A 15,818-nucleotide genomic window follows, 5' to 3' on the forward strand; every position below is an offset into this window, starting at 1 on the left:
GTGCGACGCTGGCAGCCGCCCATCCCCCTCTCCAACTCCGCCTAGCCCCAGCCTTCGCTGGGGCAAGGCTGCGTATCCTCCCCCCGTGGGGGGGAGGGTGGTGGTCGTCTCAATGCGCATCCTTCGGCGTCTCCATGATCTCGGTCAGCACGCCGCCCATGTCCCTGGGGTGCACGAAGAAAATAAGCGTGCCATGCGCCCCGATCCGCGGCTCGCCCAGCACGCGCGCGCCCTTGCCCTCGAACCACGCCTTGGCTTCGTGGATATCGGGCACTTCATAGCACAGATGATGCTGCCCCCCGGCCGGGTTCTTGGCGAGAAAGCCATGGATCGGCGAGTCCGCGCCGAGCGGCTCGATCAGCTCGATCTGGGTGTTGGGGGTGTCGACGAAGCACACCTTCACCCCCTGCGCCGGCAGGTCGAACGGCGTGTGAATGCGCGTCGCGCCCATCACGTCGCGATAGAAGGCGATGCTGTCCGCGATCGACGGCGTTGCGACGCCGACATGGTTGAGGCGGCCGAGGATCATAACAGACCTAGCCCGTACGCTAGATGGAACATAGGATTTGTTCTCGTTTCCACTTTCGCTAGACAAGCGTCACGATGTACCAGCGTTTGTGGTTTTGAAGGATCATAAACGCCACACATTCCGAGGCGGAGAGCATAACGCTCATTCTCAACCTTAATGAGCGACAATCCGAACCAAGCTAACATTGCCAAAAGAAGCACAATTATAGCGTCACGCATTTTGGCTACTCACAGCGGAATGTTATCATGCTTCTTCCACGGGTTCTCCAGCTGCTTCCCCCGCAGCTTGCGTAGCCCGAGCGCGATGCGCCGCCGTGTCGAGTGCGGCATGATCACTTCGTCCACGAACCCCTTGCTCGCCGCGACGAACGGGTTGGCAAACCGCGCTTCATATTCCGCAGTCCGCTCCGCAATCTCTTCCGGCGTGCGGCCGCGGAAGATGATTTCCACCGCGCCTTTCGCGCCCATCACCGCGATCTCGGCGGTGGGCCACGCGTAGTTCAAATCGCCGCGCAGGTGCTTCGACGCCATCACGTCATAAGCGCCGCCATAGGCCTTGCGGGTGATGACGGTGATCTTGGGCACCGTCGCCTCGGCATAGGCGAAGAGCAGCTTCGCGCCGTGCTTGATGATCCCCGAATGCTCCTGCCCCACGCCGGGCAGGAAGCCGGGGACGTCGACGAAGGTGACGATCGGAATGTCGAACGCATCGCAGAAGCGCACGAAGCGCGCGGCTTTCTTGGACGAATTGATGTCGAGCACGCCGGCCAGCACCATCGGCTGGTTGGCGACGATGCCCACTGTCCGCCCCTCGATCCGGCCGAAGCCGATGATGATGTTGCCGGCGTGGGCGGGCTGCAGCTCGAAGAAATCGCCTTCGTCGACCGTCTTGGCGATCAGTTCGTGCATGTCATAGGGCTGGTTGGCGCTCGGCGGGATCAGCGTGTCGAGGCTATCCTCGATGCGGTCCCACGGGTCGTCGCATGGCCGCTCGGGCACATCCTCGCGGTTCGACGACGGCAGAAAATCGAAAAAGTCGCGCGCGGCCAGCAGCGCCTCGACGTCGTTGTCGAAGGCGAGGTCGGCGACGGACGATTTGGTGGTGTGCGTGACCGCGCCACCCAGCTCCTCCTGCGTCACCACTTCGTTGGTCACGGTCTTCACGACATCGGGGCCGGTGACGAACATATAGGACGAATCCTTCACCATGAAGATGAAGTCGGTCATCGCCGGCGAATAGACCGCGCCGCCCGCGCACGGCCCCATGATAAGGCTGAGTTGCGGCACGACGCCGCTCGCCAGCACATTGCGCTGGAATACCTCGGCATAGCCGCCCAGGCTCGCCACGCCCTCCTGGATGCGCGCGCCGCCCGAATCATTGAGGCCGATGACCGGCGCGCCGACCTTCATCGCCATGTCCATGATCTTGCAGATCTTCTGCGCATGGCGTTCGGACAGCGATCCGCCGAACACGGTGAAGTCCTGGCTGAACACGAACACCAGCCGACCGTTGATCGTGCCCGATCCGGTGACCACGCCGTCGCCGGGGATGACCTGATCCTGCATGCCGAAATCGGTGCAGTTATGCTCGACATACATGTCGAGTTCCTCGAAGCTGCCGGGATCGAGCAGCACGTCGAGCCGCTCGCGCGCGGTCAGCTTGCCCTTGGCGTGCTGGGCGTCGATGCGCTTCTGGCCGCCCCCCAAACGCGCGGCGGCGCGGCGACGCTCCAATTCGGCGATGGTCGATGACAAAGGGCATCCCTCCACATTTTGCGGCGCTTAGTTCCAGCGACCCGGCGCGGATGCAAGCGCGAATGTGACCGCGCATGTCGCGCAGGGCAGGATATGATTGGTCGGGACGAGAGGATTCGAACCTCCGACCCCCACACCCCCAGTGTGATGCGCTACCAGGCTGCGCTACGTCCCGACCGAGCCGGCGCCATTACGCCGATGGCGGCGGGCTGGCAAGCCGGAAACCGGCCGCGCGGTTCGCGGGCGCGGCGACGGGCCGCGATGGTTGCGCAGGCGGCGGCGAGGTGGTAGCGCGCGCCGCTTGATGGAGGCGACGACCGCGCCTCCGCTCCATCCGGATTTTGGCAACCCATGTTCGTAACGCCTGCTTTCGCTCAATCCGCCGCAGCCGCCGGCCCAGCCGGCCCGCTGGGCGGCATCCTGCAGATCGCGCCGCTGATCCTGATCTTTGTCGCATTCTATTTCCTGATGATCCGGCCGCAGCAGCGCCGGGTGAAGCAGCTTCAGGCGTCGATCGCCGCGGTCAAGAAGAACGACCAGGTCGTGACTGCCGGCGGGCTGGTCGGCAAGGTGACCAAGGTCGAGGATAGCTTTGTCGAGGTCGAGATCGCGCCCAACACGCGGGTCAAGGTGGTCAAGATGACGCTCGCCGAAGTGACGCCGGTCGGCGGCGGCAAGCCTGCGAACGACTGATGCTCGACTTTCCCCGCTGGAAAATCTGGGCGGTCTGGGCGACGATCGCCGTCTGCTTGCTGCTCGCGATTCCGAGCATGCTGCCGGAACGGGTCCGCGGCCAGCTTCCCGCCTGGCTGCCCAAGCCGACGATCAACCTCGGGCTCGACCTGGCGGGCGGCAGCTATATCCTGCTCGAAGCCGATACCGATCAGGTCGCGACGACGCGGCTGGAATCGCTGCGCGAACAGGTGGCGACCGAGATGCGTCGCCAGAACCCGCGCATCTCGATCGGCGACATTTCGACGCGCGACAACCGGCTGAGCTTCATGCTGCGCGATCCGTCGCAGGTCGACGCGGCGCGCGAACGGTTGCTGGGCATCACCGGCAGCGGCGCGGGCCTGACCGGCCAGCGCGAATGGAATATCGAGGTGGTCGACCAGAGCCGCTTCGTGCTGACCCAGACGCAGGCGGGGCTCGACCAGGCGATCGACCGCGCGATGGCGGACGCGACCGAGGTCGTGCGCCGCCGCATCGACGAACTCGGCACGCGCGAACCGACGATCGTGCGCCAGGGCAGCAACCGCATCGTCGTGCAGGTACCCGGCCTCCAGGATCCCGAGGCGCTGAAGGCGCTGCTGGGCAAGACCGCGCGGCTCGATTTCAAGCTGGTCGATGTCAATGCCGATCCCGGCCAGATCGCGCGCGGCCAGGCGCCGATCGGCAGCGAGATCCTGCTCTATGCCGAGGGTGCGGCGCCGATCGCGGTCAAGCGCCAGACGCTGATTTCCGGCGACCAGATCGTCGATGCGCGTCAGGAATTCGATCCCCAGAACGGATCGCCGATCGTGGCGATCACATTTGACGCTGCCGGTGGCAATCGCTTTGCCCGGGTCACGCGCGAGAACGTCAATCGCCCGTTCGCGATCATCGTCGACAATCAGGTCATTTCCGCGCCGAACATCAACGAGCCGATCCTGGGCGGCCGCGCGACGATCCAGGGCGGCTTCACCGTCGAAAGCGCCAACGAGCTCGCGATCGCGCTGCGTTCGGGCAAGCTGCCCGTTGACCTCAAGGTGGTTCAGGAAAGCTCCGTTTCCGCCGAGCTCGGCGCGGACTCGATCCGCTCGGGCGTGATCGCGGGCGTCGTCGCCAGCGTCGCGCTGATGATCTTCATGGTCGTCACCTATGTCCGCTTCGGCGTTTACACGACGCTCGCGCTGCTGGTGAACGCGATCATGATCCTGGGCATCATGGCGCTGCTGAACGCGACGCTGACGCTGCCCGGCATTGCCGGCTTCGTGCTGACGATCGGCGCGGCGGTCGACGCCAACGTGCTGATCAACGAACGCATCCGCGAAGAGGTGCGCCGACCGCGCGGCACCATCCAGGCGGTCGAGTTCGGCTACAAGGAAGCATCGACCGCGATTTTCGACGCCAATATCACCAACGTGATCTCGGCGGCGATCATGTTCTTCTTCGGCTCCGGCCCGATCCGCGGCTTCGCGGTCGTGCTGGCGATCGGCATCGTCACCTCGGTCTTCACCGGCGTCACCTTCACCCGGCTGCTCGTCGCCGACTGGCTGAAGCGCAACCGCCCGAAGACCCTGAACATTTGAAGGCCCGCCGCCCATGCGCCCGTTGAAGCTCGTCCCCGACAGCACCAACATTTCGTTCCTGAAATGGCGCAACGTCGCCATGGTGATCTCGTTGCTGCTGCTGGCGGCGTCCATCGCGCTGTGCGCGGTCAAGGGCTTCAATCTCGGCATCGACTTCATCGGCGGCCAGTCGCTGCGTGTCACCTTCCCCCAGCCGGTGGCGACCGAGCAGCTGCGCGCACGCGTCGACGCGCTCGGGATCGGCGAGGCGACGATCCAGCAGTTCGGCAGTCCCAACGAAGTCGGCATTCGCACCCCATTGCCCGATGGCGGCGACGAGGCCGCCGACCAGGCCGTCGCCAAGCTTCGTGCGGCGATCACGAAAGACTATCCCGGCGCGCGGATCAGCGGCGTCGAAAGCGTGTCGGGCAAGGTCAGCCAGGAGCTGTTCCGCGTCGGCGCGATCAGCCTTGCGCTCGCGATGCTGGGCATCTCGCTCTACATCTGGTTCCGCTTCGAATGGCAGTTCGGGATCGGCGCGCTGTTCGCGCTGTTCCACGACGTCGTGCTGACGCTCGGCTTCTTTGCGCTGACCCAGCTCGAGTTCGACCTCAACATCGTCGCCGCAATCCTGACGATCATCGGCTATTCGCTCAACGACACGATCGTCGTCTATGACCGCATCCGCGAGAATATGCGCAAGTACCGCAAGATGGACATGGTGGCGCTGCTCGACCTGTCGATCAACGAAACGCTGTCGCGCACGGTCGTCACCAGCCTGTCGCTGGGCATCACGTTGACCATCCTGCTGCTGCTGGGTCCGGAAGTGATCTTCGGCTTCACCGCCGCGATGCTGCTCGGCATCGTGATCGGCACCTTCTCTTCGGTCTATGTGTCGGCGGCGATCCTCATCTGGCTGAAGCTCAATCCCGACAGCTTCCTGCCCAAGGAGGCGACCGGCGCAGCCAAGGGCGCCGAACGCGTGGTGCGCGAGCAGCCCTGATGCGGCTCGACCGCGCGGGCAAGCCGCAGGGGCCGATGATTTCCGGGATGGGCGCGCGGGGTTTCCGCGTCGATGACGGCATCTATCCCGCGCTGGCGATCACGCCGCTGCGCGCCGATCAATGGATGCCGCCCGCCGTCGACGCGCTCGCCATCGACGACCTGGCACCGCTGCTCGTGCTCGATCCGTTGCCCGAGTTCATCCTGCTCGGCACCGGCACGCGCATGATGCGGCCGCCCGCGGCCCTGGTCGCGGCGCTGGACGCGCGCGGTGTCGGGGTGGAGTTCATGGACAGCCGGGCGGCGGCGCGCGCCTGGGGCGTGCTGCGCGCCGAATTACGATGGATCGCGGCCGGCCTTTATCCGTTGGGCTGATCGCGCGCGATCGATCGATTTGCAACGACAGGCGAACCTACGAGCCGGTCCGCGTCAGAGGATCAGCCAGGCCAGAACGAGAATTGGTACCCAGGCGAGCATGGCGCACAGCACGATGGTGAAGAAGCGCCGTCGCAGAGACCAGACCGGGACCGGATCGTCTTCCATATCAAATGCTGCAGCGCCAATGGAGCGATCGTTACGATATACGATCCTGGACTAATCAACTTCGTTAATACGATACGCTTTTGCCAGCCAATTCGGCGAAACATTTGAACCAAAATGGAGTATTCGCCGGTCGGCTCAAAACTTCTGCTTCACCCGAACGTCTCGTTCAGTTCGCACGCGTTTGCGGACCCATCGAAGTGGCGACACACGCAGCCAGCATCGTTCGCAGCGACGTGGCATTGGTTTGCCAATCATAGGCTCCGACGGTTTCGGCCACTTCGCGCGGGCCCGGCGGCGCGGAAATCAATTCGGCGATCGCGGCCGCAAAGGCCGCGGGCGTGCGCGGCACGATGCGGCCGGCAGCGGGACGGTCGATCAGCTCGCGCGCACCGCCGGCATCGGTGACGACGATCGGGGTCCCGCAGGCCAGCGCCTCGACCCAGGCATTGGCCAGGCCCTCGCTCGCCGACGCGAGCGCCATGACGTCCGCCGCAGCGTACAGGCCGGGCAGCCCGTCATGCGCGACCGCGCCGAGCAGGCGAACGCGATCGGGCACGCCGCGCGCGCGAATTTGTGCGGCGAGGCTGGCATGTTCGGGGCCTTCGCCCGCAATCAGCAGCGATACGCCCGGCAGGCTTGCGACGGCGTCGACCAGGATGTCGTGGCCCTTGCGCGCAACCAGCGCTCCGACGCTGACGACCAGGGGGCCGGTCACCCCCAGCGCCGCGCGCGCGATCGCCGGAACAGCCGGGTGGAAGCGATCATGGTCGATGCCGGTGCGATGAACGCTTACAGGGCGTGTGATCCCGGTGGCTGCCATGTCGTCGGCAAGCGCCTGAGACACCGCCAGCAGATTATGCGCGGCGTTGCCGGCGTCGCGTACCTGGGTGGCGGTTGTCCGGTTCCGCCCCCAGAAATGGATGTCCGCCCCGCGCGCCTTGATCGAGACCGGCACGCCGAACCTGCGCCCCAGCCATATGGCGGCCGGACCATCGGGAAAGAAGAATTCCGCATCGATGACATCGAAGGGGAAATCGCGCTGCAGCCGCTTCAGCACCGGGTGCAATGCCCGGCCCAGCATCATGGCATGGAAGCGGCCCCGGGTTGCGGGCAGATTCAGAAATCGCGGCCGCGCCACGTCTAGCCCGCGCCACGTCTCGTGATGCGGCAGCGTCGCCAGCGACCGGTAGTGACGCGCACGATCGAGCGGAAAGGGCGGGATCCCGACCGGCGCGACGACGCGCACCTCGGTGTCGGGCAACGCGGCCAGCGCGCGCGTCTGGCGCTCGACGAAGATCCCGAAATTGGGACGCGTGGCGTCGGGAAACAGCGTCGAGAGCGTCAGGACACGCAGCATGCGCCGCGTCTAGCACGCCGGGCGTTAACGTCGCGCGCAAAGTAAACGGGGCCGCGGATGACGCGACCCCGTTCATTTTTTTCGTGTCGAAAGTTAGCGGCAGCGACTGCCGCTACGCTCGATCTCGCGGCCGGCCACCGCGCCGGCGGCGGCACCCAGCAGGGTCCCGACGGTGCGGTCGCCACGCGTATCGATGGTGCGGCCGACGAGCGCGCCGGCGACGCCGCCGACCACCAGACCGGTCGTTCCGTCGGGCTTGCGGCAATAGCGGCGACCGTCGCGGCCGCGCCATTCGCGATACTCGTAGCGCTTGCGCGGGTGCGCCTGGACATCGTCGGTCGGCAGGGCCATCGACACCGGCATCGCCACCGCAAGCGCGGCCGCCCCGAGAATCAGTTTACGCATCGTCTGCTCCATCTGTTGTCCTGAATTGCGGAACCAGAACGTAGACGTTCGCGAAAGAGTTGCATGAACGAAACGACAGGAACCCGGGATGCGGGGACTTGCATAGCCGCTGCCGCGATGAGCTGCCCCGTTGAGTAGATGAAACGACAGCGATGCGGCGCGTGGGCGGACTTGGCATCGTCCTCCCGACCGACTATCGGGTGTTCGCGTCGCTCGATTTCCGCCACGCCCGGTATCGGCCGGGTTATCCCCGTTATCCACATTAGTCACAGGCTCTCGCAGCCGATTCGCCCTTGGTGCGACTCGTCAAAGGTGACACTCTTTGCCTGTAGCCGGAGCGATCGGAACGCGGGAAACCGGGGAAAGATCAGAGGGTTACGAGGCCTGACGAGCATATGACCGGCAACGGTCGGACGGCGAAGCGGGTCGGGACGAAAGCGCATCGACCAGGGATTGGGCCGTTTCGGCGGCGCGATGATCGGACGGAAAGCGGAGCGGACCAAGCCCGCCGACGCGAAAGCAGCGGCGGGGAGCGAAATCGGCGGGAAGGGCGCGAGCTGGACCCGTGGATGGAGCGCAGATGGCGGGACAGGCGCTTCGGCGCGGCCCCGTCGTCGGTCGAAAGGAAAGATGTGGGGCCGTTTCGGCGGACCGGCATCGGACGGATCGACCAGGGCGTCGTGCGAAGGGCCGCTCGCGGCACGAACACGGCGTTGCCGCCGAAACCAGGTTGGCGCGGGTGCCTTCGGGAAACTCGGGCGAACCGAAGTCCGGCGACCGGGGGACTGGCGGAAACGCCGGTCCCCTTTTGCGTGACGTGCGGACCGCGTGAGCACGCGTTTTCCCACCGATCCATGCGAGGGTCCCACCCGTTCGCAACGAATGCACGGCATACGAAACACGCCTTGTGCGTCGGAGCGCCCGCGTCGCGCGTGCGTAATGTCACGCTATTTGAGCGGATAACGGGCGATCGCCTCGTAACGCGAGCCGTCCCGGCCGAGATGGCTTTCAAACAACAGGAAATGGTCGAGCGTGAAGAGCGGGCTGGCGAGCGCGGCGTTGCACGCGAGAAAGCCGTCGATCGGCCCGGCGCCGCCACTCATCCGCGCGAGCGTGATGTGCGGCAGATAGGCGCGCCCCTCCGGCGGCAGGCCGATGCGCACCAGCGCCCGATCGATCTTCAGGTGCAGCCGGGTCAGCGCGTCGTGTGGACTGACGCCGGCCCAGAGCGAATTGACTCGCCCGCGCGTGGTGAACTGGCCGACACCGGCGAGCGTCAGGGTGATCGGGGCGAAAGCGATGCCCAACAGCGCCTCGGCGACATCTTCGGCGACGGGCCGCTCGACCTCGCCGATATAGCGCAGCGTCAGGTGCAGCTGGCCGTCATCCTGCCAGCGCGCACGCTCGACCCCGCGCATCACCGCGCCCAGCGCGTCGCGGATGGCGGGCGGCGGACGCAGCCCGACGAAAAGGCGGTGCATGGCGGCAGCCCTGTTAACCCTCAATCCCGATGCAGGACGAACCGGTTTTGCTTGAAAAGCAAGGACCGAAGCGCGATATTTCCGGTAACCGGCATCGTTGCCGGGCAAAGGAGTTATTCTGAGATGGCAAACTGGTCTGATCCCCGGACGACCGCCGCCCCCTATGCGACGGCCGCGGGTACGCGCGAGGGCGTGTACGATGCGGGGCTGCGGTCCTACATGCTTTCGGTCTACAACTACATGACGTCGGGCGTGCTGCTGACCGGCATCGTCGCGCTGCTGTTTTCGTGGGGCGGTGTCGAATCGCCGGCTTATACGTTGATTGCATCGGGCGGCCCGATCGCATGGCTCATCATGCTGTCGCCGCTCGCTATCGTCTTCGCGATGAGCTTTGGCCAGGGACGCATGTCAACCGGCACGCTGCAGCTGCTCTACTGGGCGTTCACCGTCCTGATGGGCCTGTCGCTGTCGACGATCTTCCTGCGCTACACCGGCGGCTCGATCGCCAGCGCGTTCTTCGCCACCTCGGCCGGTTTCGCGGGCCTCAGCCTGTGGGGCTACACGACCAAGAAGGATCTGTCGGCGTTCGGCACCTTCCTGATCGTCGGCCTGGTCGGCCTGATCGTCGCGAGCATCATCAACATCTTCGTCCAGTCGGGACCGCTCAACCTGATCATCTCGATCGCGGGCGTGCTGATCTTCGCGGGCCTGACCGCTTATGACACACAGAAGATCAAGAGCATCTACTTCCAGGTGGCGGGAACCGAGTGGCAGGGCAAGGCGGCCATCATGGGTGCGCTGAACCTCTACCTCGACTTCATCAACATGTTCCTGTTCATCCTGCGCCTGTTCGGCTCCAGCCGCGACTAAGCGCCGGGCGAACCGCAAAAGTGACGAAGGGCCTGGCGGGCGACCGCCGGGCCCTTTTTGCTTGGACCGGAACGGGGCGCGGCCACGGTGCGTTGCGGATGGAAGATGGAGGATGATATGACCGACGACCAATCCCCGCGCGATGCCCAGATTATCGACGAAAAGGCGCTCGACGGCCTGGCGGTTGCACCGCCTGATCCGGGGGCCGAACCCCCCAAGTCGCCGCAGGGCGACGCCGGCAGCGACCGGGCGATCACCGATCGACTGGAGGGTTCCCCCGATGATGCCGATGCACAGCTCGACCGCGGGCTGGATGAATCGATGGATGCTTCGGACCCGCCCTCCGCCGTGCTGCCGGCGATGCGCGATCGTCCCGCCGGGAACTGACCGGCACAGGCGCGCGCATTCGACCATCCCCCGCCGCTTCGGGCTTGCCTGAAGCGGCGCAGCAATTATGCCATGGCGATCATGGCGTCTCTCAAATCCCCCGTCGGTGCGGCTGCACGCGCACTACTGATCTTCATCCTGTTCTTCGCGGTCACGCTGGCACCAGCCCGGGCGGCGGTGACCATCACCTTCTGGTCGCAGGAGTTCGGCAGTAACTTCCCGCATGCCTTCTTCACGCTGAACGGCACGCCCGACGCGGGCGGGCCACCGGTCAACACCAGCTATGGCTTCACGCTCAAGCGGATCTCGCCCGCCGCGCTGTTCGGGAACGTGCCGGGCGACGTCCATGTGACCAAGCAGGACTATATCGACAAGAGCAACGCGCACTTCTCGGTCGTGCTGACCGATGCGCAATATGCCGCGGTGCTTCGGCTGGTCGAAGAATGGGGACCGCGCGGCAACAGCACCTACAACCTCAATCGCCGCAACTGCGTGCACTTCGTGGCCGAAGCGATGCGGCGGTCCGGACTGACCGTGGTCGAGGCGAAAAAGCTGATGAAGAAGCCGCGCAGCTTCACCCAGTCGATCGAGGCGATGAACGCCCCGCGCGTCACCCGGCTCGAAATGCCGGCGGAACGCTATTACGCGACGCTGGGCCTGCCCAAGACGAGTGCGGCGCCGGTGGGCGCAACGGTGCTGGCGCGCTGAGCGACGCGTCGCCGCCGCGCTTAATCCAGCCGTCGCCCCGGTACGGGCCAGGGCCGTTAGAGCGGGAAGCGCGACATGGCCAGCAGCGCCGGCCTGCGCCGGGGCGACCACCTATCGCTTGAGGATGTCGAGCGCCGCTGCCGTCAACGCCTCCGCTGCCGTGCCGAAGGTAGCCTCAGGATCGGGTGCCCAGAACGGGCTGTGCAGCGAAGGCAGCGCCGCGCCGCCCGATTGTGCCGCCGCCCAGCGATCCGCCGGCACGCCGCCGACCCAGACGATCAGGCTCTGGATCGACCGGTCGGCCAGATAATAGCGGCCGAAATCCTCCCCCACCATGCTGGCGGGAACGTCGCGCACGCGCTGTTCGCCGAAGCGTTCGGTCAGCAGTGCGCGCATCCGTGCGGTCAGCGGTTCGGTGTTGAAGGTGGCGGGGGTATAGCCGGGCTTGACCGTCACCACCGGCATCCGGTCCGCCGGGATGCCCGCCGCCGCCGCCTCTCCCGCCGCGATGCGCGCGATGCCTTCGAGCAATGTCTTGCGCGCAGTTTCCGAATAGCTGCGCACGGTCAGCTGCAGCCGCGCCTCGTCGGGGATGATGTTGTGCGTCGCACCGCCGTGAAAGCTGCCGACCGTAACGACGCCCGGGTCCTGGGGGTCGAGCTCGCGCGCGACCAGCGTCTGCAGCGTCCCGACGATGCGGGCGGCGAGGACGATCGGATCGCGGGTGGTGTTGGGCGCGGCGCCATGGCCGCCGACACCGCGCACGTGCACGTCGACCGTGTCGACATTGGCATAGATATAGCCGGATTTGATCCCGATCGTCCCGGCCGGCATGCCTGCGCTGTCGTGAAAGGCGATTGCGTGGGTCGGGTGCGGAAAGCGCGTGTAGAGCCCGTCGTCGAGCATTGCCTGCGCGCCCTCGCCACGCTCTTCGGCCGGTTGCGCGATCATCACCAGCGTGCCCGACCAGCGATCCTTCATCGCGGCCAGATTGTGGAGCGTCGCCACCCATGCGGTCATGTGGGTGTCATGCCCGCACGCATGCATCACGCCGGTCTCGCCCCCGCCATCCGCCGCCACGCGGACCTTGGACGCAAAGGGCAGGCCGGTCTGTTCGACCACCGGCAGCCCGTCCATGTCGGTGCGGATCAGCACCACCGGACCCGCGCCGTTGCGCAGCACCGCGACCACGCCGGTGCCGCCGACCTTCTCGGTCACCGCGAATCCCGCCTTGCGTGCCTCGGCGGCGAGTAGGGCGGCGGTGCGCACCTCCTGTCCCGCCAGTTCGGGATGCGCGTGGAGATCGCGATACAGCGCGGTGAGCCGGGGCATCTGCGCACGCGTCGCGTCGGCGACCGCATCGGCATGCGCAGGGGCCGCGATCAGCAGCGGCAGCAGGGCGAGAGCGGTGCGCATCGACAGGGGGTTTCCGGAGGGGGAGGGGTGGTTGGGACTAGGGTGTCGCGGGGACGAGTTCCATCACGTCCAGCGTCGATTCCATGTGCGGATAGGGAAAGACCAGCCGCCACCGCTTGTCGGCAATCCGCTCGACGACGGCAGCCAGGTCGCGCTGGCTGTCGCGGCCATATTGCATCGCGCGCTGTTCGTCGGCCATCATCATCGTGCCGAGAAAGATGCCGCGCGCGCCATTGTCGGGAAAGATCAGGCCGACGGGACGCTGCGATCCGTCGATCTTGTACAGGCTGCTGACATCGCCTTCATGTTCGATCCGGCATGCGAAGCGCGGATAGCTGACATAGTCGAGCCGCCGGTGGCCCTGCGACCCCAGCTTGATGATCCGGCACCGATAGTCGCCCGGCGGCGGCACCGCGCCCGCCAGCGCATGGTCGGGCGAAAACAGGTCGGGATCGGCGGCGATCGCGCCATCATCCTTGCCGCGCGCCTCGGCCAACGCCGCGAGCCACGCCGAGCGCCAGCGCCGCAGCCGGTCGCGGTCGGTCGGGGTGGCGGTCTGCTTCCATCCCATCGCCGGCGGGGTCGACGGCGGCGCTGCGGCCGATTGCGGCACCGACGTGCCGCTGCAGCCGATCAACGCCACCACCCCGCACAATATCGCCGTCATTCTCGCCATCACGCCACTCATCACGCATCCTCGTGCCCGATGGTAGCAGCGCCGTCGATCATGGCCAGTGCGAAATCAATGCCTGGCCGGGCGAGTGTGCGGCCAGGCTCAGGCGGCGGTCCAGCCCCCGTCGACGGGCAGGTTGGTGCCCGTGATCGACTTCGCCTCGTCGCGGCACAGGAAGACCGCCAGCGCGGCGACCTCTTCGGGCTGGACGAATTCCTTGGTCGGCTGCGCATCCAGCAGCACGTCGTTGATGACCTGTTCGCGGGTCAGTCCGCGCGTCTTCATCGTGTCGGGGATCTGGTTTTCGACCAGCGGCGTCCAGACATAGCCGGGCGAGATGCAGTTGGCGGTGATGCCGTGCGTCGCCACTTCCAGCGCCACCGTCTTGGTGATGCCGACCACGCCGTGCTTGGCAGCGACATAGGCCGACTTGTTCGGGCTGGCGACCATCGAATGCGCCGACGCGGTGGTAATGATGCGGCCCCAGCCGCGCGCCTTCATGTGCGGAATGGCGGCGCGCATCATGTGCCACGCTGAAGACAGGTTGATCGCGATGATCGCGTCCCATTTTTCGGGCGGGAAATCGTCGATCGGTGCGACATGCTGAATGCCGGCATTGTTGACGACGATGTCGGGGCCGCCCAGTTCGGCATGGCAGCGTTCGACCATCGCCACGATCTGATCGGGCTTGGTCATGTCGGCGGCATCATAGAGCGCATTGGCGCCGCTGGTTTCGGCGAGCTTGACGCGCTCCGCTTCGATTGCGTCGGCTTCGCCGAAACCGTTGATCATCACGGCCGCGCCCTCCGCTGCGAACGCCTTGGCGTAGGCAAGGCCGATGCCCGAGGTAGATCCGGTGATGAGTGCGGTCTTGCCTTTGAGGAACATGGGATACTCCTGTGGTTGGGGGGAGTTCTGTGTCCTTAGATACGCGCCTTCGCCTAAGCTCAGTCGCTACTCAGGATGAGCGGACAATATCCTGGCTTCGTCGGTCCGAACCCGGTCATCCTGAGTAGCCGCTGAGCGAAGCCGAAGCGGCGTATCGAAGGACACGAGCCACGCCGGGTCACCTGCGCGTCAGGTCGAACGCCGCCGTCTTGCCGTCGACGATGTTGGCGGCGATCACCTGGGCGTTGGCCATGGTTTCGGTGATGGCGGCGCGCCCCGCCTGCCAATGGTCGCGCATCGTGCGCGCGGAAAACTCGAAATCGCGGCTGCCCCCTTCCCACGCATTGGCGCGGTGGATCAGGTGGACGACGCTGACGGGCTGTTCGGTCGCCTGGGCCTTCAGCGCCCGCACGTCGGGATCGTCGCACATCTCGGCGGGCAGCTTGTTGAGCACGCGGCGCATCGTCTGTTGTTCGCGGCGGCGGCGAAGCAGTTCGTTGGAAATCTGGCGCGTGCGGCTGGAATAGCGGATTTCCTTCTCGCGCGCGCTGACGTCCATGATCGTGCGCGGCCGGGTCGAATGGGCGGAAAACAGGTCGACCTGGAACACGAGCATCGGCTCGCGCTGATGATCGAGGACATGGGTGAGCGGCGTGTTCGACACGATGCCACCGTCCCAATAAAGCTTGCCGTCGATGTCGACGGGCGGAAGCCCGGGCGGCAGCGCGCCCGATGCCATGACGTGGCGCGCATCGATTCGACCGTTACGCGTGTCGAAATACTCGAAATTGCCACTTTCGATCTCGACCGCGCCGACCGACAGCCGCACCGGTCCGTCGTTGAGCAGATCCCAGTCGATCAGCGCGTCGAGCGTCTCGCGAAGCGGCGCGGTGTCGTAGTAGCTGAGCGCGCCCTCGCTGCCCGGCGGCGCAAAGGTGGGCGGCACCATGCGCGGGCGGAAGAAGCCCGGCACGCCCGTCGTCGCCACGACGCCGGCCGACCATTCGTGAATCATCTCCCGGACATAATCGTCCTGATAAATCGGGAAGCAGGGCAGGCCCGACGTCACCTTGTCCCAGAACGCGCGGAGGCGCTCGATCCGGCGTTCGGGCGGATTGCCGGCGAAGATCGCGGCGTTGACCGCCCCGATCGAAATGCCCGCCACCCAGTCGATTTCGACCGCGCTTTCGGCCAGCGCCTCGATCACACCGGCCTGGTAGCTGCCGAGCGCCCCTCCGCCCTGAAGGACGAGCGCGACGCATTCGGGGAGCGGCATCGCGGTGCGGGTCCGCCGCAGCGGCTTCGACTCAATATCTGCCATGGCGTCTCCATGCGACGTTGCGTGCTGCGCCGCAACAACGGATCGGTGCGGACTTGCCAAAAAGCGGCATGGCGAAAGCCAGTGCAACGACCTGGCGAATCGCGCATTATGATACCGACCGGCATGTGACGGCATGGCAAAGGGGGAATGCCCGAATGCGTCTCGATGATCTCGATCCCAGCGACAATGTCCGCGACCTTGGCAGCGGCGGGGG

General features: G+C 66.0%; 17 protein-coding genes and 1 tRNA gene. 8 read left to right on the forward strand and 10 right to left on the reverse strand.

Annotated features, from left to right (window positions below; translation table 11 throughout):
- Nucleotides 1-109: 109 nt before the first annotated feature.
- The 3 genes from mce to AX676_RS11445 all read right to left on the reverse strand — a co-directional run bounded on the left by mce (nucleotide 110) and on the right by AX676_RS11445 (nucleotide 2,458).
- Entirely contained in the window at nucleotides 110-529 is a 420-nt protein-coding gene (gene mce / locus AX676_RS11435; protein WP_066481867.1) for a methylmalonyl-CoA epimerase, read from the reverse strand.
- Between the two features lie 227 nt (nucleotides 530-756).
- Nucleotides 757-2,283 (reverse strand): acyl-CoA carboxylase subunit beta, encoded by a 1,527-nt coding sequence (locus AX676_RS11440; protein ID WP_066481869.1) that lies wholly within the window; start codon nucleotides 2,281-2,283, stop codon nucleotides 757-759.
- 98 nt (nucleotides 2,284-2,381) lie between these two features.
- A tRNA-Pro gene (locus tag AX676_RS11445) sits at nucleotides 2,382-2,458 on the reverse strand.
- Nucleotides 2,459-2,634: 176 nt separating this feature from the next.
- Between AX676_RS11445 and yajC the strand changes: the two genes are divergently transcribed.
- From yajC to AX676_RS11465, 4 genes are read left to right on the forward strand one after another with little or no spacing between them, the layout of a single operon-like run.
- A complete protein-coding gene (yajC, locus tag AX676_RS11450) occupies nucleotides 2,635-2,976 on the forward strand; it encodes a preprotein translocase subunit YajC (protein ID WP_066481871.1) in 342 nt (113 codons plus the stop codon).
- Entirely contained in the window at nucleotides 2,976-4,574 is a 1,599-nt protein-coding gene (gene secD, locus AX676_RS11455) for a protein translocase subunit SecD (protein WP_066481873.1), read from the forward strand. Before yajC ends, secD begins: the two co-directional genes overlap by 1 nt.
- A gap of 13 nt (nucleotides 4,575-4,587) precedes the next feature.
- Entirely contained in the window at nucleotides 4,588-5,556 is a 969-nt protein-coding gene (gene secF, locus AX676_RS11460; RefSeq protein WP_066481876.1) for a protein translocase subunit SecF, read from the forward strand.
- Nucleotides 5,556-5,930 (forward strand): MTH938/NDUFAF3 family protein, encoded by a 375-nt coding sequence (locus AX676_RS11465; RefSeq protein ID WP_066481879.1) that lies wholly within the window; start codon nucleotides 5,556-5,558, stop codon nucleotides 5,928-5,930. The genes secF and AX676_RS11465 overlap by 1 nt, the downstream gene beginning before the upstream one ends.
- Nucleotides 5,931-6,264: 334 nt before the next feature.
- Here AX676_RS11465 and AX676_RS11470 read toward each other — a convergent pair whose 3' ends face one another.
- The 3 genes from AX676_RS11470 to thpR form a co-directional block, all read right to left on the reverse strand.
- Nucleotides 6,265-7,455, reverse strand: coding sequence for a glycosyltransferase (locus AX676_RS11470; protein WP_066481882.1), 1,191 nt, complete (start codon nucleotides 7,453-7,455; stop codon nucleotides 6,265-6,267).
- A 93-nt stretch (nucleotides 7,456-7,548) separates the two neighbouring features.
- Nucleotides 7,549-7,860 (reverse strand): glycine zipper 2TM domain-containing protein, encoded by a 312-nt coding sequence (locus AX676_RS11475; RefSeq protein ID WP_066481894.1) that lies wholly within the window; start codon nucleotides 7,858-7,860, stop codon nucleotides 7,549-7,551.
- 947 nt (nucleotides 7,861-8,807) lie between these two features.
- Nucleotides 8,808-9,341, reverse strand: a complete 534-nt coding sequence (gene thpR / locus AX676_RS11480; protein ID WP_066481884.1) for an RNA 2',3'-cyclic phosphodiesterase — start codon at nucleotides 9,339-9,341, stop codon at nucleotides 8,808-8,810.
- 123 nt (nucleotides 9,342-9,464) lie between these two features.
- Between thpR and AX676_RS11485 the strand changes: the two genes are divergently transcribed.
- From AX676_RS11485 to AX676_RS11495, 3 genes are all read left to right on the forward strand, one after another.
- Nucleotides 9,465-10,211: a Bax inhibitor-1/YccA family protein gene (locus AX676_RS11485; protein ID WP_066481885.1), complete on the forward strand. Its 747-nt coding sequence runs from the start codon at nucleotides 9,465-9,467 to the stop codon at nucleotides 10,209-10,211.
- A 117-nt stretch (nucleotides 10,212-10,328) separates the two neighbouring features.
- Complete coding sequence (locus tag AX676_RS11490) at nucleotides 10,329-10,598, forward strand: hypothetical protein (RefSeq protein WP_066481898.1); 270 nt, start codon at nucleotides 10,329-10,331, stop codon at nucleotides 10,596-10,598.
- A gap of 72 nt (nucleotides 10,599-10,670) precedes the next feature.
- A complete protein-coding gene (locus tag AX676_RS11495; RefSeq protein WP_197417026.1) occupies nucleotides 10,671-11,306 on the forward strand; it encodes a hypothetical protein in 636 nt (211 codons plus the stop codon).
- A 111-nt stretch (nucleotides 11,307-11,417) separates the two neighbouring features.
- Here the strand turns inward: AX676_RS11495 and AX676_RS11500 are convergent, their stop codons facing one another.
- From AX676_RS11500 to AX676_RS11515, 4 genes are all read right to left on the reverse strand, one after another.
- Nucleotides 11,418-12,722, reverse strand: a complete 1,305-nt coding sequence (locus AX676_RS11500) for an amidohydrolase (protein WP_066481886.1) — start codon at nucleotides 12,720-12,722, stop codon at nucleotides 11,418-11,420.
- Between the two features lie 37 nt (nucleotides 12,723-12,759).
- Entirely contained in the window at nucleotides 12,760-13,398 is a 639-nt protein-coding gene (locus AX676_RS11505; RefSeq protein WP_082731247.1) for a DUF4893 domain-containing protein, read from the reverse strand.
- Nucleotides 13,399-13,497: 99 nt separating this feature from the next.
- Complete coding sequence (locus tag AX676_RS11510) at nucleotides 13,498-14,283, reverse strand: 3-hydroxybutyrate dehydrogenase (RefSeq protein ID WP_066481887.1); 786 nt, start codon at nucleotides 14,281-14,283, stop codon at nucleotides 13,498-13,500.
- Between the two features lie 178 nt (nucleotides 14,284-14,461).
- The gene (locus AX676_RS11515) at nucleotides 14,462-15,604 is read right to left on the reverse strand and encodes a patatin-like phospholipase family protein (protein ID WP_066481889.1); all 1,143 of its coding nucleotides are present in this window, start codon (nucleotides 15,602-15,604) and stop codon (nucleotides 14,462-14,464) included.
- 17 nt (nucleotides 15,605-15,621) lie between these two features.
- Here AX676_RS11515 and AX676_RS18325 point away from each other — a divergent pair.
- Nucleotides 15,622-15,818, forward strand: a 197-nt coding sequence (locus tag AX676_RS18325) for a hypothetical protein (protein WP_231734718.1), incomplete at its 3' end; no start/stop codon positions are given.

Source organism: Sphingomonas sp. CCH21-G11, assembly GCF_001555965.1.
Taxonomy (GTDB): domain Bacteria; phylum Pseudomonadota; class Alphaproteobacteria; order Sphingomonadales; family Sphingomonadaceae; genus Sphingomonas.

What these genes read in the sequence shown, in the direction of transcription:
- secD (WP_066481873.1), top strand. Translation starts at nt 2,976, where the DNA reads ATGCTCGACTTTCCCCGCTGGAAAATCTGGGCGGTCTGGGCGACGATC.
- secF (WP_066481876.1), top strand. Translation starts at nt 4,588, where the DNA reads ATGCGCCCGTTGAAGCTCGTCCCCGACAGCACCAACATTTCGTTCCTG.
- AX676_RS11475 (WP_066481894.1), bottom strand. Translation starts at nt 7,860, where the DNA reads ATGCGTAAACTGATTCTCGGGGCGGCCGCGCTTGCGGTGGCGATGCCG.
- thpR (WP_066481884.1), bottom strand. Translation starts at nt 9,341, where the DNA reads ATGCACCGCCTTTTCGTCGGGCTGCGTCCGCCGCCCGCCATCCGCGAC.
- AX676_RS11500 (WP_066481886.1), bottom strand. Translation starts at nt 12,722, where the DNA reads ATGCGCACCGCTCTCGCCCTGCTGCCGCTGCTGATCGCGGCCCCTGCG.
- AX676_RS11465 (WP_066481879.1), top strand. Translation starts at nt 5,556, where the DNA reads ATGCGGCTCGACCGCGCGGGCAAGCCGCAGGGGCCGATGATTTCCGGG.
- AX676_RS11470 (WP_066481882.1), bottom strand. Translation starts at nt 7,455, where the DNA reads ATGCTGCGTGTCCTGACGCTCTCGACGCTGTTTCCCGACGCCACGCGT.
- AX676_RS11495 (WP_197417026.1), top strand. Translation starts at nt 10,671, where the DNA reads ATGGCGATCATGGCGTCTCTCAAATCCCCCGTCGGTGCGGCTGCACGC.
- AX676_RS11490 (WP_066481898.1), top strand. Translation starts at nt 10,329, where the DNA reads ATGACCGACGACCAATCCCCGCGCGATGCCCAGATTATCGACGAAAAG.
- AX676_RS11485 (WP_066481885.1), top strand. Translation starts at nt 9,465, where the DNA reads ATGGCAAACTGGTCTGATCCCCGGACGACCGCCGCCCCCTATGCGACG.
- AX676_RS11505 (WP_082731247.1), bottom strand. Translation starts at nt 13,398, where the DNA reads ATGGCGAGAATGACGGCGATATTGTGCGGGGTGGTGGCGTTGATCGGC.
- AX676_RS11515 (WP_066481889.1), bottom strand. Translation starts at nt 15,604, where the DNA reads ATGGCAGATATTGAGTCGAAGCCGCTGCGGCGGACCCGCACCGCGATG.
- AX676_RS11510 (WP_066481887.1), bottom strand. Translation starts at nt 14,283, where the DNA reads ATGTTCCTCAAAGGCAAGACCGCACTCATCACCGGATCTACCTCGGGC.
- yajC (WP_066481871.1), top strand. Translation starts at nt 2,635, where the DNA reads ATGTTCGTAACGCCTGCTTTCGCTCAATCCGCCGCAGCCGCCGGCCCA.
- mce (WP_066481867.1), bottom strand. Translation starts at nt 529, where the DNA reads ATGATCCTCGGCCGCCTCAACCATGTCGGCGTCGCAACGCCGTCGATC.